We start from the raw sequence: 15,075 nt of genomic DNA on the forward strand, positions 1-15,075 counted from the left end.
CCTCTTTTTTGCGTTTTCCCCCAGCCCAGTGTTTTTCCGTGCTGGGTTCCACGGTATTTTCCCGGTGGTTTCCCGCGTGTAACTCGCTACAGCTTGCCGGCCGCCTTGAGGGACAGATAGGCATCGGCGAGAGCGGGCGGGAGTTCGGCGGGCGGGGCCTCGACAACCGTGACGCCCATCGCGCGCAGCTGGTGCGCGGTGCGCCGGCGTTCCGCCTGGTGCTGGGCGGCGGCAGCGGCCCGGTAGACGGCGGCGACGGTGCCGCGCTGTTCGGCCAGCTCCCCGACGTGAGGGTCTCCGACAGCGGCGACCAGCACCGTGTGGCGTTCGGTCAGTCTCGGCAGGATCGGCAGCAGGCCGGCCTCCACCGGGGCCGCGTCCAGACCTGTGAAGAGCAGCAGCAGGGCGCGGCGCGGCGCCTGGGCCAGTGTGGTCGCCGCCATCGCCCGGGTGTCGGTCTCCACCAACTCCGGTTCCAGCGCGGTGATCGCGTGGACCACGGCGGGCAGGGCGTCCGTTCCCGTCCGGCCGCGCACCGTGGCGCGGGTGGTGCGGTCGAAGGCGAGAAGGTCGACCCGGTCACCCGCGCGGGTGGCGAGCGCGGTGAGGAGCAGCGCCGCGTCCATGGCGGCGTCCAGCCGGGGGATGTCGCCCACCCGGCCGGCGGAGGTGCGGCCGGTGTCCAGGACCAGCAGCAGATGGCGGTCCCGTTCCGGGCGCCAGGTGCGGACGGCCACCTCGGACTGGCGCGCGGTGGCCCGCCAGTCGATCGAGCGCACGTCGTCCCCCGGCACATAGTCCCTGAGGCTGTCGAACTCCGTGCCCTCGCCCCTGGTCAACAGGGTGGTGCGGCCGTCCAGTTCGCGCAGCCTCGCGAGCTTCGCCGGCAGATGGCGGCGGCTGGTGAACGGAGGCAGCACCCGGACCCGCCAGGGCACCGCGTGGCTGCCCTGGCGCGCGGCAAGACCCAGCGGGCCATGGGAGCGGATGGTGACCCGGACCGCCCGGTGGTCCCCGCGGCGGGTGGGGTGGAGCACGGTCGTGAGCCGGCGGCGTTCCCCGCCGGGGACGGCCAGCGTGTGGCGGGCGGCGGCGTAGGCGGCGCCCGGCTGCCAGGCGCTGGGCGGCCAGGCGTCGCGCAGGTCCGCGCGGAGCGGGCGGCGGCTCGGGTTGGTGACCAGCAGCTGGACCTCGGCGGTCTCGCCGAGGCGCGCCGAGGTGCTGCCAGCGCGGCTCAGCCGCAGGTGACGGACGGGTGCGGCCCTGGCCAGATCCCATCCCACGCCGGCGAGGAGCGGCAGCAGCACGGCGAGGACGCCGTGCCAGCCGGGCAGCAGGCCGACGATCAGGCTGCCCAGCGCGGCGAGCAGCACGGTGCGTCCCGAGATCGCCATCAGCGCGGAACCGGGACGCGGGCCAGCAGGCCGGTCAGCACGCTGTCCGCTGTGATGCCCTCCATCTCGGCCTCGGGGCGGAGCTTGACGCGGTGGCGGAGGGTCGGCAGGGCGAGCGCCTTGACGTCGTCAGGGGTGACGTAGTCGCGTCCGGAGAGCCAGGCCCAGGCGCGGGCGGTGGCCAGCAACGCGGTCGCGCCCCTGGGCGAGGTGCCGAGGGAGAACGAGGGCGAGTCCCTGGTGGCGCGGCAGAGGTCCACCACATAGCCGGTGATCTCCGGCGCCACCGTGACCCTGGTGACCGCTTCGCGGGCGGTGGCCAGGTCGGCGGCGGTCGCGACGGGCTTCACGCCGGCGCTGTTGAGATCGCGAGGATCAAATCCCGAGGCGTGGCGGGCGAGAACGTCGATCTCCTGCTCGCGGGTTGGCAGGGGAAGCGTCAACTTCAGTAGAAAGCGGTCGAGTTGTGCCTCGGGCAGCGGGTAGGTGCCCTCGTACTCCACCGGGTTCTGGGTGGCGGCGACCATGAAAGGGTCGGGCAGTGGGCGGGGCGTTCCGTCCACCGTGACCTGGCGTTCCTCCATGGCCTCCAGCAGCGACGACTGGGTCTTGGGCGGGGTGCGGTTGATCTCGTCGGCGATCAGCAGGTGGGTGAAGACGGGGCCCGGCTGGAAGGAGAACTCCGCGCTGCGGGTGTCGTAGACCAGGGAGCCGGTGATGTCGCTCGGCATCAGGTCGGGGGTGAACTGCACGCGTTTGGTGTCCAGTTCGAGCGCGGTGGCGAGGGTGCGGACCAGCAGGGTCTTGGCGACGCCGGGGACGCCTTCGAGGAGTACATGGCCTCGGCAGAGGAGCGCGACGACCAGTCCGGTGACGGCGGCGTCCTGGCCGACGACGGCCTTGCCGATCTCGGCGCGCAGGGACTCCAGTACCGCGTGCGGGGTTTCGGCTGATGGTGCGGTCACGAGCTGCGGTCCTCGCCTTCCGTGGGATCGGGGGGATCGGGTTCGGATCGGGTAGGGGCGGCGGGTTCGTCCGTCGTCCGGTGGGTGACGCGGCGTGCCAGCGCGTCGAGTTGGTCGGCGAGGCGGATCAGCGCGCGGTCGTCGGCGGGGGGCGGGCCGAGGAGCAGGCCGTGCACGGCCGTCGGCGTGTCGCCCGTTCGGGCGGCGATGGCGGCCGGCAGGGCGTCGGATTCGTGGGCCGCCGCCGGTGGGACGCCGACCAGCGGGGCGAGGCGGTCGCGGGTGGCGGCGCGGAGCGCGTCGGCCGCGCGGTCGCGGGCGTTGGTCTGGTGGTAGAGGCGGGCGCGGCCCTCGGTGGTCTCGCTGGCGCGGACGCTGATGGGCAGGCGTTCCGCGATTACCGGGCCGAGGCGGCGGGCGCGCCAGAGCGCGGCCAGCGCGCCGGCGATGGCCAGCTGGAGCGCGGCCCAGCGCCAGCCGGCCGGCAGCAGCGCGGTCAGTGAGCGTTCGTCGGCGCTGTTCGGGGCCTCCTCGCCGCTGGGCAGGTACCACACCAACCGGGGGTGGGCGCCGAGGAGTTGCAGGGCGAGTGAGGCGTTGCCCAACTCGTCGAGGTGGTCGTTGTGGAGCAGTTCGGGGGTGCCGAGCAGCACGGTGTCGGTGCTGGGGGCGGTGGGGACGAGGGCCAATGTCGCGGCGCCGTCGGCCGGGTAGCAGGCGATCGCCCCGGGGGCGTCGGCCGGCAGGACGTAGCGGTAGCCGCCGATCCTGGCGCTGCCGGCGGCTTCGGCGAACGGGGCGGCGCAGCCGGGCTCCCGTTCGGTGGCCTCGACGGGCGGGCCGACCACGACGCCGGGGGCGAACGCCTCGGTGGCGGTGGGGCCGGGGGCGACCAGCACGACGCGTCCGCTCTCCCGCGCGGCCTGGCGCAGGGTGCGTCGGGCGTGGTCGGTGAGGGCCTCGGGGTGGGCGATCAGCAGGGTGCTGTCGGGCCCCACGGCCTCGGCGGCCTCGGCGGCGGTGCCGGCCAGGGTGGTGGGGACGTCGCGCTCGGCGAGCAGTTCGGCGATGGCGCGGCTGCCGGTGGGGACGGACGAGCGGGGGTGCAGGGTGCCGCTGTCGCCCGAGTTGAAGACGGCGAGCACCAGCCCGGCGAGGACCAGGGCGACGACGGCGAGCAGCGGGCCCCGTCCGCGACGCCAGAGGTGGCGGGCGGTGGGGGAGAGCGCGGTCGGCCGGTCGGGACGCGTGGTGGTGCTCATGGCGCCGCCCACCCGGGGGCCGCCGCGAGCTCGGGTTTGGCGCCGCGCTGGGCGTCGTCCAGCGCGGTGAGACGCGCGTAGTCGTCGGCGGTCGCGGGCTGTTCGCCGTAGCTGACGGCGTCGAAGAGGGTGGCGGCGGCGAGCAGTCGGGGGCCCAGTTCGGGGAGCGCGCCGGCCGCCTCCGTCGCGGCCTCAGTCGCGGTGCGGCCCGGGCGTGGTTCGAGGAGGGCGCGTTCCTCCAGGGCGCGGACGATGGCGCGCATCCGTTCGCGGACGGCCGGGCTCCAGCGTTCGGCGGCGGCGTGTTCGGCCGCGCTGGCGCGGTGTTCGGCGGCGGTGCGCGGCTGTTCGGCGAAGAGGGCGCCGGCGCCCCCGCGGCCGGTCGCGCCGCGCAGCGCTCCCAGCCGCAGCCGGATGGCGAGCAGCAGCGCGGCGACCAGCAGGACGATGATCAGCAGCCCGAGCCAGCCGCCCGGGGCGTGGAAGGCGGCGGACTCCAGCGTGCCGAAGAGCCGTTCCCAGAGCCAGCTCCAGGCGCGACGGACAGGACCCGGCTCGTGCTGGGTGTAGGTGTGCTGGGACAGCTCGCGTTCGGCGGCCTCCCTGGCCGGGTCCCTGGGCACGCTGAGGGGAGCGCCGGGCTCGTCCGTCGCGTGCCGCATCGGGTCAGAGCCCCGGCCGCGGGGTGGGTCCTTCGGGGCCCGAGGGCTGGTCGAGGCCGGCGGCGCGGGCGAGTTCGAGGTCGAGGGCCTCGCGGCGGATGCGCTGGTCGATGTAGAGGAGGGCGGTCACGCCGGCGCTGATGGGGAGTGTGATGGTGGCGGCGACCACGGCGCCGATGCCGGAGAGGATCAGATAGGTCCAGCTGGTGTCGCTGAGCCCGCCGGTGAGGGCGTCGGTGCCGCTGCCGTCGATGAGCCCGGCGATGGTCGCGGCCGGCAGTTCGATGATGCCGCTGACCACCAACACCAGGATCAGCACGAGGAGTTGGATGCCGAAGACCCGCCACCAGGCGCCCTGGACCAGCTTGGCCGAGCGGCGCAGGGCGGGGATGACGCGTTGTCGTTCCAGCATCAGCGCTGGCGCGGCGAGGGAGAGGCGGATGTAGAGCCAGACGGCGAGCACGGCGCCGCCGAGGGTGGCGAGGACGGTGAGGCCGAAGTTGCCCGCCGCGGCGGCGAGGAGGCCGGGGACGGCGACGGCGAGCACGGCGAGCAGGGGCACCAGGAGGACGACGCCGAGCAGGCGGAGCAGCCGGTCCCTTGAGTCGGCCCAGGTCTCGGCCAGGGTGACCTCGCGGCCGAGGACGGCGCGGCTGACCACGATGGTCAGCATGGCGGTGGCGAGGACGCTGCCGAGCAGGGTGACCACGCCGGTGACCGAGCTGAAGGCGAACAGGTCGCCGAGGGCCTGGCGCAGCTCCTCGTTGGTCGGGTCGGGGTTGTTCTCCAGGGCGGCGAGGCCCTCGCTGTCGCTGAGCCAGAGGCGCATGGCGATGGTCGCGACGACCTGGGTGACGATGGCGACGCCCAGGCCGATGATCAGCACGGTGCGCCAGTGGGCGCGGGCCGTCGAGACGGCTCCGTCGAGCATCTCCCCCACGCCCAGGGGGTGGAGCGGGATCACGCCTGGCTTGGGGGCGCGGGGTGGTGGCCGCCAGCCGCCTCCGCCCTGGCCCCAGCCCTGTGGCTGGGGCGGTTGTGGCGCCTGACCCCAGCCCTGCGGCGGTTGGCCGCCGGGCGGCTGTGCGCCGCCCTGGCCGTCCTGGCCACCGGGGCCGTGTTCGGGGTCGGGGGACGAGGATCCGGGCGAGGCCCAGCCCGGCTTGTCGCTCACGGCTACTCCCTTTGCGTGTGGTTCCCCTGCGGCCGATTGACATCTCCCGCGGCGGTTCTTGGCGCCCATCGTGCCATGGCGGTAGTGACACCGGGTCGGCCGCGTTCGCCGCGCCGGCGTACCTTCTCTCCATGGCGCCTGGGCGGCAGACTGGGTCAATGGTTGATCTCAGACTCCCTGCCCTGCGCTGGGCCGAACCCCCCGAGGGCCCGGTGCTGGTCCTGCTCGACCAGACGAGGTTGCCCGCCGAGGAGGTGGAGCTGTCCGTCACCGATGTGCCGGGTCTGGTCGAGGCGATCCGGTCGCTGGTGGTGCGCGGCGCCCCGTTGCTCGGTGTGACCGGTGCCTATGGCGTGGCGCTGGCCGCCGCGCGGGGCTATGACGTGGCCGAGGCGGCGCGGTCCCTGGCCGAGGCGCGGCCGACGGCGGTGAATCTCGCCTACGGGGTGCGTCGGGCGCGGGCCGCCTATGACGCGGCCGGTGGTGCGGGCGAGCGGGCGGCGGTCGCGGCGTTGGCCGAGGCCAGGGCGCTGCACGCGGAGGACGTCGAGGACAGCGAGCGGATGGCGGCGTTCGGGCGTGAGCTGCTGGGGGAGTTGCTGCCGGGTGGGCGCTATCGGCTGTTGACGCACTGCAACACGGGTGCGCTGGTGTCGATGGGGCACGGTACGGCGTTCGCGGTGGCGCGGGCCGCGCACGGGGCGGGTGAGCTGCGGCGGCTGTGGGTGGACGAGACCAGGCCGCTGTTGCAGGGCGCCCGGTTGACGGCCTGGGAGGCGGCGCGCGAGGGGATGCCGTACTCGGTGCAGGTGGACGGCGCGGCGGGTTCGTTGTTCGCCGCGGGTGAGGTGGACGCGGTGCTGGTGGGCGCCGATCGGATCGCGGCGGACGGTTCGGTGGCGAACAAGGTCGGCACCTACGGTCTCTCGGTGCTGGCCAGCCATCACGGGGTGCCGTTCGTCGTGGTGGCCCCGGTGAGCACGGTGGATCTGGCGACGGCGGACGGTGCCGGTATCCGGATCGAGCAGCGGCCGGGGCACGAGGTGACGGAGTTGGCGCCGGGGGTGGCGGTGGCCCCGGTGGGCGCGCAGGCGTACAACCCGGCGTTCGACGTGACGCCGCCGGAGTTGGTGACGGCGATCGTCACGGACCGTGGGGTGGTGTCACCGGTGGACCATGGCACCCTCGCGGAAGTGTGTTCCAGATCACGTTCATATCAGTCGCCATCGGGCAATGGGATGATGGGTTCATGAAGGGACGCGTACTCGTCGTCGATGACGACACCGCGCTGGCGGAGATGCTGGGCATCGTGCTGCGTGGGGAGGGGTTCGAGCCGTCGTTTGTGGCGGATGGCGACAAGGCGCTCGCGGCCTTCCGGGAGATCAAGCCGGATCTGGTGCTGCTGGACCTGATGCTGCCCGGACGGGACGGCATCGAGGTCTGCCGGCTGATCCGTGGCGAGTCGGGGGTGCCCATCGTCATGTTGACCGCCAAGAGCGACACGGTCGACGTGGTGGTGGGGCTTGAGTCGGGGGCCGATGACTACATCGTCAAACCGTTCAAGCCGAAGGAGCTGATCGCCCGCATCAGGGCGCGGCTGCGCCGCTCCGAGGAGCCGGCTCCCGAACAGTTGGCGATCGGGGATCTGGTGATCGATGTCGCCGGACACTCGGTGAAGCGCGGCAGCCAGGCCATCTCGTTGACTCCGTTGGAGTTCGACCTGCTGGTGGCGTTGGCGCGCAAGCCGTGGCAGGTGTTCACCCGTGAGGTGCTCCTCGAACAGGTGTGGGGCTATCGGCACGCGGCGGACACCCGGCTGGTCAATGTGCATGTGCAGCGGCTGCGTTCCAAGGTCGAGCGTGATCCGGAGCGTCCGGAGATCGTGGTGACCGTTCGGGGCGTCGGCTACAAGGCCGGATCGAGCTGAGACCCGGTCCAGGCGGGACTGGACCGAGCTAAGGAAACGAGCGACTGGAAGTGTCCGACCGGGTGTGGTGGCACAGCTCCCGGCTGCTGTCGGAAGGAGCGACCAGCGGCCGGGCCCAGCCGGCCATCCGGATTTTCGGCCGGGTGGCGCGCGGCCCCCTGCTGTCCGTGATGCGCCTCTGGCGGCGCAACATCCAGCTGCGGGTGGTCGCCAGCACTCTGCTGCTGTCCCTGGCCGTGGTCCTGGTGCTGGGCGTCGTGGTGGTGGGCCAGGTGCGCAACGGCCTGCTGGAGGCCAAGCGGCAGACGGCGCAGAGCCAGGCCGACGGCGGGTTCGCCGTGGCCGAGGACCTCGCGGCCGACGCGGGGGACAACGGCGACGCCAGCACGGCGCAGCGCGTCGACACCAGCAGCTGGCTCAACAGCATCGTCGAGCAGCTCGCCAGCGGTGGGCAGGGCGTCTACTACGTGGTGGCGCTCAGCTCCGAGCTGTCCAGGCCGCCGTTCGGCTCGGACTCCAGCCCGGCGCCGCCCAGGGGCACCCGTTCCATGGGGGACATCCAGGCCGGGGAGAGCATCTCGGCCGAGCTGCGGGAGGCCGTCGACCGGTACTCGGCGGCGCATCGGCAGTACGGCACCGTGGTGCGGCAGAACGGCGAGACCGAGGCCGCGCTGATCATAGGAAAGCGGCTGCCCGACAACGAGGGCAACCAGTACCAGCTCTACTACCTCTTCCCGTTCACCCAGGAGGAAAAGTCGCTCAGCCTGGTCACCGGCACGCTGGCCACGGCGGGCCTCTTCCTGGTGGCGCTGCTGGGCGCGATCGCCTGGCTGGTGGTCCGGCAGGTGGTGACGCCGGTGCGGATGGCGGCCAGGATCGCGGAGCGGCTGGCGGCCGGCCGGCTTCAGGAACGGATGAAGGTCAGCGGCGAGGACGATATCGCGCGGCTCGGCGAGTCGTTCAACAAGATGGCGCGCAACCTCCAGCTCCAGATCACCCAGCTTGAGGAGCTGTCCCGGATGCAGCGCCGCTTCGTCTCGGACGTCTCGCACGAGCTGCGCACCCCGCTGACCACGGTCCGGATGGCGGCCGATCTGATCCACGAGTCGCGCGGCGACTTCGAGCCGGCGACCGCCCGCTCCGCCGAGCTGCTGCTCAGCCAGCTCGACCGGTTCGAGTCGCTCCTCGGCGATCTGCTGGAGATCAGCAGGTTCGACGCGGGCGCCGCCCATCTGGAGGCGGAGCCGGCCGACTTGCGGGATGTCGTGCACCGGGTCGTCGAGGGCGCCGAGCCGCTGGCCGAACGGAAGGGCGGCCGGCTGCTGATCAGGGGCGATGCCTCGCCGGTCGTGGCCGAGGTCGATCCCCGCCGGATCGAGCGGGTGCTGCGGAACCTGGTGGTCAACGCGATCGAGCACGGCGAGGGCCGTGACGTGGTGGTGCGGCTGGCGACGGGCCGGGACGGCCAGGCGGTGGCGGTCGCGGTGCGGGATTACGGCATCGGGCTGCGCCCGGGCGAGGCGGAGCGCGTCTTCAACCGCTTCTGGCGCGCGGATCCGGCGCGGGCGCGCACCACGGGCGGCACCGGGCTCGGGCTGTCCATCGCGATGGAGGACGCCCGGCTGCACGGCGGCCTCGTCGAGGCGTGGGGCGAGCCGGGCGGCGGGGCGCAGTTCCGGCTGACGCTGCCGACCACGGTGGGCGCCACGCCGCGCAGCTCCCCGCTGCCGCTGGAGCCGGACGACTCGCAGGCCCGCCGGGCGCTGCGGGCCGGCGCGGTCGCCGGGGCCCGCGCGGTCTCGGCGGGTTCGCCGGGCGAGGCGACGGGTTCCACCACGCCGAGGGGCGCGGCGGACGCGCCCGACCCGGGGGAGGCCGGCCGTGAGCGGTGAGCGGACGCGGGGCGCGTGGCGGTGGGTCGGCGCGCTGACCGCCGTCCTGACGCTGGCCGGCTGCGCCTCGATGCCGGGCAGCGGCTCGGTGCAGCGGGTGGACTCGTCGCAGCGTGCCGAGGGCGACTCCCAGGTGCGGGTCGACGGCGTCAGCCCGCAGGAGAACGCCTCGCCGCAGGAGATCGTGCGCGGCTTCCTTGAGGCGGTCACCAGCGACGACGCCGAGTACCAGACGGCGAAGGAGTATCTGACGCCCGAGCGGCGCGAGGAGTGGGACCCGTTCCACAGCGTCACGGTGCTGACCGGCGGGCCGATCTTCGAGCTGACCGGTCGGGACGCGGCGCCGGACGACGGCGCGGAGACCGATCAGGTCGAGGTCAGCGGCTCCCGGCTGGCCGACGTCAACGAGGGGCATGTCTACACGCCGCGCGAAGGCGATTTCCGGACGATGTTCCAGCTGCGGATGGTCGATCAGCAGTGGCGGATCGACAGCCTCCCGGACGGGCTGGTGATGGGGGAGGCGGACTTCCGCCGGATCTACCACGCCGTCAACACCTACTACTACGCGGATCTCGCCGCCGAGACGGACCGCGCCCAGCGGGGCGAAGGCGTGCTGGTGCCCGATCCGATCTATGTGCGGCGCCGGGTGGAGCCGGTCTCCGAGGCGGTGCGGACCCTGCTGGCCGGCCCCAGCGAGTGGCTGAGCCCGGTGGTCACCTCCGCCTTCCCCAGCGATGTCGCGCTGACCGACGACGGGGTGAACATCGACGGCAGTGGCCGCCTCAGCCTCCGCATCGAGGGCGTCCCCGACGAGTGGCCGCCCGCCCGCTGCGAACCGATGGCGGCGCAGGTGCTGCACACCGCGCGGAACGTGGCCTCCGTGGAGATCACCGAGGTGCGGCTGCGCTCCGCCTCGGGCAGCCAGCTCTGCACCCAGACGGCGGCCGAGGTCCGCGACCTGGCGCCCGGCCTGCTGGACGGCGACGGCAGCCGGGGCTACTTCCTCGACGAGTCGCAGCGTCTGGTGTCGCTCCCCGCCGACCACGGCGACAAGCCGTATCCGGTCAGCGGGCCGCTCGGGCGGGGCGACGTGGTGCTGCGCAGCGCCGCCGTCAGCAGGGACGGCGGCTCGTCGGCCGGGGTGAGCGAGGACGGCAGCACGCTCTATGTCGCCCCGCTCGACGATCGGGACGGTGATCTCGAAGCGCTGCCGCTGTCCAACCCCACGGACGAGAACGGCGGTCTCACCGGGCCGAGTTGGGACGGCCTCGGCGATCTGTGGCTGGCCGACCGGGACGCCGACGAGCCCAGGTTGCTGCGGCTCAGCGGCGGCAGGGGCGAGCCCCGCGAGGTGCCGGTCGAGGGGCTGCTCGCCGGGGGGCGGATCGAGGCGCTGCGGGTGGCGCCCGACGGTGTGCGGATCGCGATGCTGGTCGGCGACGGCGAGCGCAGCTCCCTGATGCTCGGCCGGGTGGAGCGGGTCGGCTCGGAGCAGGGCGTCACCGTGACGGTGAACGAGCCCAGGCCGGTCGCCCCGCAGCTGGCGGACACGGTGGCGGTCTCCTGGGCCGGCGATCGGGGCCTGGTCGTGGTCGGCCGGCCGGTGGACGGTGTGGAGCAGATCAGCTACGTGGAGACCGACGGCTCCACGGGGGGCGCGCCCAGCGTGCCCGGGCTCAACGATGTCCGCGCGGTGGCCGCGAGCGAGGACGAGAGCCGCCCGACGCTGGCCGAGAGCGGTGGCCGGATCGCCAGGCTGGGTGACGACGGGCAGTGGAAGCTCGTCGCCGAGTCGGGCTCGGCGCCGTTCTACCCGGGGTGAGTCCGCCCCCCGGAGGAGTGGACGCCACCGCTGGGCGTTGACGTCGCCTCGCTCGTCAGGGGGAACCCGTCCGGTTCCGCGGTGCCGCGCCGCTCCGGGTCGGGGACGGTGGGGCGATGCGCGGATGGTGGCAGGAGATCTCCTCCCTGGTGTTGCCCACCGAGTGCGCCGGCTGCGGCCGGGGGCGCTCGGCGGTGTGTGCGGGGTGCGTGGCCGAGGTGAGCGCCGGCGAGACGCTTCAGGTGCGGCCGGTGCCGAGGCCGGCGGGGCTGCCGCCGGTCTGGGCGGCCACCGCGTACGCGGACCGGGCGCGCGGGATGCTGCTGGCCCACAAGGAGCGCGGGATGTTGGGCCTGGCCACGCCGCTGGGCGCGGCGCTGGCGCGCAGCGCCATGGCCGCCGCGCTGGCCTCGGGGGGTGAGCCGGGCTCGGTGCCCCCGGTGTTGGTTCCGGTGCCGTCGGCTCGGCTGGCCGTGGCGCGGCGCGGGCACGATCCGACGCGTCGGATCGCGTTGCGGGCGGCGGCGCGGCTGCGCCGGGACGGGCTGGCGGTCCGGGTGCTGCCGGCGCTGCGGTTCGTCCGGCCGGTGCTGGACCAGGTGGGTCTCGCGGCGCCGGAGCGGGCGGCGAACCTGGCCGGGGCGCTCGGCACCCGGCCGGGGCCGAGCCTGGCCGGGGTGCCCGTGCTGGTGGTGGACGACGTGGTGACCACGGGCGCCTCGCTGGCCGAGGCCGCCAGGGCGCTGCGCCTGGCCGGGGCGCTGGTGCGGGGCGGCGCGGTGGTCGCCGGCCCGGCGGGGGACTGGAACGCCCGCATGTGTGGGTAGGGGTGCCACACAGGGGCGGTCAGCGGTACGTTCGAAAGAGACGGAAGAGAAGAGACGGAAGGGAACGACTGCTCGGCCATTCCGTTAAAAGTGCATACGAGTTTGTGATCGCGATCGGTCTACTTCTGAGCATCTGCCCAGGACAACGGAAGGTGTTGATCTTCCTTACCGGGGAAGGGGAGATGCAAGTCGTAACCCCGACGTAACGCCGGGGGAGGGCCGTGGACACCGGCCCCGCCCCGCGCCATCGCACCAAGGAGGAGCCCCGCCGAGACGCGGGCGCCTCCGGGAACGGAGTTCGCGTGGACATCGTCGTCAAGGGCCGCAAGACCGAGGTGCCGGAGCGATTCCGGCGGCATGTGGCCGAGAAGCTGAAGCTGGACAAGATCCAGAGGATCGACGGCAAGGTGACGCGCCTCGATGTGGAAGTGTCCAAGGAGCACAACCCGCGTCAGGCGGACCGTTCCGACCGGGTGGAGATCACGCTGCGCCATCGCGGCCCGGTGGTAAGGGCCGAGGCCGCGGCGGGCGACCCGTATGCCGCGCTCGACCTGGCCGTCGAGAAGCTGGAGTCCCGCCTCCGCCGGGAGAACGACAAGCGCACCTCGCGCCGTGGCCGTGGTCGCATTCCCGCCAGCGAGGTGGCCGACGTGGTCCCCGACGCGGTGACGGTGGACGTCGGCGCGGTGCCGGCCCCCTCGGGCGAGCCCGAGGTGCCGGTGCGCCGGGTGGGGCCCGTGGTGGTGGAGGGCGACGGTCCGCTGGTGGTCAGGGAGAAGACGCACACGGCGGCTCCCATGGGCCTGGACCAGGCGCTCTACGAGATGGAGCTCGTCGGTCACGACTTCTACCTGTTCGTCGACATCGAGACCAAGCAGCCCAGCGTGGTGTACCGCAGGCACGCCTATGACTACGGTGTGATCCGGCTGGAGACGGACCCGTTGAGCGAGGTCGCCCCCGAAGGCGCCGGGGGAGCGCTCGGCGGCTGACCCGCGGCGTTCACCTGGGCACCCTTGGCCGGATCGTGGATCCGGCCAAGGGTGTCGCCGTGGAATCATGGGGTTGCCGAGTGTGGCGACGCGTACCAGCCCGGCCAGGGGGAGGATTCGATGGTGGACACGTTCGGGCCCAGGATGCCCAGGGGGCGGCCGACGACCCGCGAGGAACGGGCGCCGGCGGCGGAGCGCGAACCGATCCGGGTGCTGGTGGTGGACGATCACGAGCTGTTCCGCAGAGGGTTGGAGATCGTGCTCGCCCAGGAGCCCGACATCGAGGTGGTCGGGGAGGCGGGGGACGGCGCCGAGGCGGTGGAGAAGGCGGCGGACCTGCTGCCCGACATCGTGCTGATGGATGTGCGGATGCCCAGGCGGGGCGGGATCGAGGCGTGCACCTCGATCAAGGAGGTGGCCCCCTCGGCCCGGATCATCATGCTCACCATCAGCGACGAAGAGGCCGACCTCTATGACGCCATCAAGGCCGGCGCCACCGGCTACCTCCTCAAGGAGATCTCCACCGACGAGGTGACGGCCGCGATCCGGGCGGTGGCCGACGGGCAGTCGCAGATCAGCCCCTCGATGGCGGCCAAGCTGCTGACCGAGTTCAAGTCCATGATCCAACGCACCGACGAGCGCCGGCTGGTGCCCGCGCCGAGGCTCACCGACCGGGAGCTGGAGGTGCTCAAGCTGGTGGCCACGGGGAAGAACAACCGGGACATCGCCAAAGAGCTGTTCATCAGCGAGAACACCGTCAAGAACCATGTGCGCAACATCCTGGAGAAGCTCCAGCTGCACTCCCGGATGGAAGCCGTGGTCTACGCCATGCGGGAGAAGATCCTGGATCTGGAGACGGGCTGAGCCGGCCCGCCCCGTCTCCGGGGGCGGGCCGGACCGGGCGTCAGCCCGTGGCGGGTTGGGCGCCGGCGACGGCGGCGGACAGCGGGCCGGCCAGCTCCGGCGGCGTGCAGCGCTCCACCCTGACCTGGTCGCAGCCGACCCAGCTCGCCGCCTCGACCAGCGCGTCGGCCATCGCCGGGACCGCCTTGGCGGCCTGCGGGAGAGCGCCCTCGAAGGCGGCGTGCCTGGCCACCAGCGTGCTCCCCTCGCGGGCCGGATCCACCCGCCCCAGCAGCCGGCCGCCGGCGAGCAGCGGCATCGCGAAGTAGCCGTATATCCGCTTGGGCCTGGGCACATATGCCTCCAGCCGGTGGGTGAAGCCGAAGATCCGCTCCGTGCGCGGCCGGTCCCAGACCAGGGAGTCGAAGGGCGAGAGCAGCGCCGTGCGGTGCCGGCCGCGCGGCGGCGTGGCCAGGGCGGCCGGATCGGCCCAGGCCCGGTGCCGGCCGCTGCGGCTCTCGGCCGCCGGCCAGCCGGCGACCTCGACCGGGATCAGGCCGCTGTCCCTGACCACCGCCTCCACGGCGTCGGCGCGCAGCCGGTGGTAGTCGGCGAGATCGGCCTGGGTGGCCACCCCCATCGCGGCGCCCGCCTGGGCCACCAGACGTCGCAGGCACTCCTCGTCCGTCAACCGATCGTGGTAAAGCTCCTCGGGCACCGCCCGCTGGGGCAGGTCGTAGACGCGCTTCCAGCCCTGGCGCCTGGTGACCACCACATCGCCCGTCGCCAGGGCCCGCTCGACCGCGACCTTGCTCTCGCTCCAGTCCCACCACAGGCCGCCGTTCTTCGCGCCGCCCAACTCCGTGGCGGTGCGGGGGCCCTCGGCCCGCAGCTGGTCGAGCACCCTGCGGTGGTCGGAGTCCCGCGACCGCTGGCTGTCCCGATGGCGCTCCTGGTAGGCGCGGCGGCGGAAGGCGAACAGCGGCCACTCCTCGATGGGCAGCACACAGGCCGCGTGCGACCAGTACTCGAAGGCGCGCTCGCCCGTCCAGTACGCCGACTCGACGGCCTCGCGGCCGACCGCGCCCAGCCGGGCGTAGGGGAGCAGCTCGTGCGAGCGGGCCAGCACGGAGATCGTGTCCAGCTGGACGGCGCCGAGACGGCGTAGCACCCCGGGCACTCCGCCGCGACGATCGGGGGCGCCGAGCAGCCCCTGGGCCCGGAGGGCGATGCGGCGAGCCTCGTCGGCGGAGAGGGAGAATCCAGCAGCAGTCATAGCGGGATGGTAGGACCGACCACTGACACCCGTCGTGACGCT

General features: G+C 73.4%; 13 protein-coding genes. 7 read left to right on the top strand and 6 right to left on the bottom strand.

Annotated features, from left to right (window positions below):
* Positions 1-86: 86 nt before the first annotated feature.
* The 5 genes from K4G22_RS19185 to K4G22_RS19205 are packed head-to-tail and all read right to left on the bottom strand — an operon-like array spanning position 87 to position 5,457.
* A complete protein-coding gene (locus K4G22_RS19185) occupies positions 87-1,394 on the bottom strand; it encodes a DUF58 domain-containing protein (RefSeq protein ID WP_228081515.1) in 1,308 nt (435 codons plus the stop codon).
* Positions 1,394-2,359, bottom strand: a complete 966-nt coding sequence (locus K4G22_RS19190) for an AAA family ATPase (RefSeq protein WP_228081516.1) — start codon at positions 2,357-2,359, stop codon at positions 1,394-1,396. The genes K4G22_RS19185 and K4G22_RS19190 overlap by 1 nt, the downstream gene beginning before the upstream one ends.
* Positions 2,356-3,621 (bottom strand): DUF4350 domain-containing protein, encoded by a 1,266-nt coding sequence (locus tag K4G22_RS19195; protein ID WP_228081517.1) that lies wholly within the window; start codon positions 3,619-3,621, stop codon positions 2,356-2,358. The genes K4G22_RS19190 and K4G22_RS19195 overlap by 4 nt, the downstream gene beginning before the upstream one ends.
* Positions 3,618-4,283, bottom strand: coding sequence for a DUF4129 domain-containing protein (locus tag K4G22_RS19200; protein ID WP_228081518.1), 666 nt, complete (start codon positions 4,281-4,283; stop codon positions 3,618-3,620). Before K4G22_RS19200 ends, K4G22_RS19195 begins: the two co-directional genes overlap by 4 nt.
* 4 nt (positions 4,284-4,287) lie before the next feature.
* Positions 4,288-5,457: a hypothetical protein gene (locus tag K4G22_RS19205; RefSeq protein ID WP_228081519.1), complete on the bottom strand. Its 1,170-nt coding sequence runs from the start codon at positions 5,455-5,457 to the stop codon at positions 4,288-4,290.
* 158 nt (positions 5,458-5,615) lie between these two features.
* On the opposite strand from K4G22_RS19205, the gene mtnA reads away from it, so the two are divergent.
* The 7 genes from mtnA to K4G22_RS19240 all read left to right on the top strand — a co-directional run bounded on the left by mtnA (position 5,616) and on the right by K4G22_RS19240 (position 13,778).
* Complete coding sequence (gene mtnA, locus K4G22_RS19210; protein WP_228081520.1) at positions 5,616-6,710, top strand: S-methyl-5-thioribose-1-phosphate isomerase; 1,095 nt, start codon at positions 5,616-5,618, stop codon at positions 6,708-6,710.
* Positions 6,707-7,384 carry a two-component system response regulator MtrA gene (gene mtrA / locus K4G22_RS19215; protein WP_062203694.1) on the top strand — a complete coding sequence of 226 codons (678 nt, stop codon included), beginning with the start codon at positions 6,707-6,709 and terminating at the stop codon, positions 7,382-7,384. Before mtnA ends, mtrA begins: the two co-directional genes overlap by 4 nt.
* A gap of 170 nt (positions 7,385-7,554) precedes the next feature.
* Positions 7,555-9,276: an MtrAB system histidine kinase MtrB gene (gene mtrB, locus K4G22_RS19220; RefSeq protein ID WP_322785157.1), complete on the top strand. Its 1,722-nt coding sequence runs from the start codon at positions 7,555-7,557 to the stop codon at positions 9,274-9,276.
* On the top strand, positions 9,266-11,098 hold the full coding sequence (locus tag K4G22_RS19225; RefSeq protein ID WP_228081521.1) for an LpqB family beta-propeller domain-containing protein: 1,833 nt from the start codon (positions 9,266-9,268) through the stop codon (positions 11,096-11,098). The genes mtrB and K4G22_RS19225 overlap by 11 nt, the downstream gene beginning before the upstream one ends.
* A 116-nt stretch (positions 11,099-11,214) precedes the next feature.
* The gene (locus K4G22_RS19230) at positions 11,215-11,925 is read left to right on the top strand and encodes a phosphoribosyltransferase family protein (protein WP_228081522.1); all 711 of its coding nucleotides are present in this window, start codon (positions 11,215-11,217) and stop codon (positions 11,923-11,925) included.
* A 302-nt stretch (positions 11,926-12,227) separates the two neighbouring features.
* The gene (gene hpf, locus K4G22_RS19235; protein ID WP_228081523.1) at positions 12,228-12,914 is read left to right on the top strand and encodes a ribosome hibernation-promoting factor, HPF/YfiA family; all 687 of its coding nucleotides are present in this window, start codon (positions 12,228-12,230) and stop codon (positions 12,912-12,914) included.
* 120 nt (positions 12,915-13,034) lie between these two features.
* Entirely contained in the window at positions 13,035-13,778 is a 744-nt protein-coding gene (locus K4G22_RS19240; protein WP_425336721.1) for a response regulator, read from the top strand.
* 40 nt (positions 13,779-13,818) lie between these two features.
* Here the strand turns inward: K4G22_RS19240 and K4G22_RS19245 are convergent, their stop codons facing one another.
* Positions 13,819-15,033: a winged helix-turn-helix domain-containing protein gene (locus K4G22_RS19245; RefSeq protein WP_228081524.1), complete on the bottom strand. Its 1,215-nt coding sequence runs from the start codon at positions 15,031-15,033 to the stop codon at positions 13,819-13,821.
* Positions 15,034-15,075: the final 42 nt, after the last annotated feature.

Source organism: Streptomyces profundus (assembly GCF_020740535.1).
Taxonomy (GTDB): Bacteria; Actinomycetota; Actinomycetes; order Streptomycetales; family Streptomycetaceae; genus Streptomyces; species Streptomyces profundus.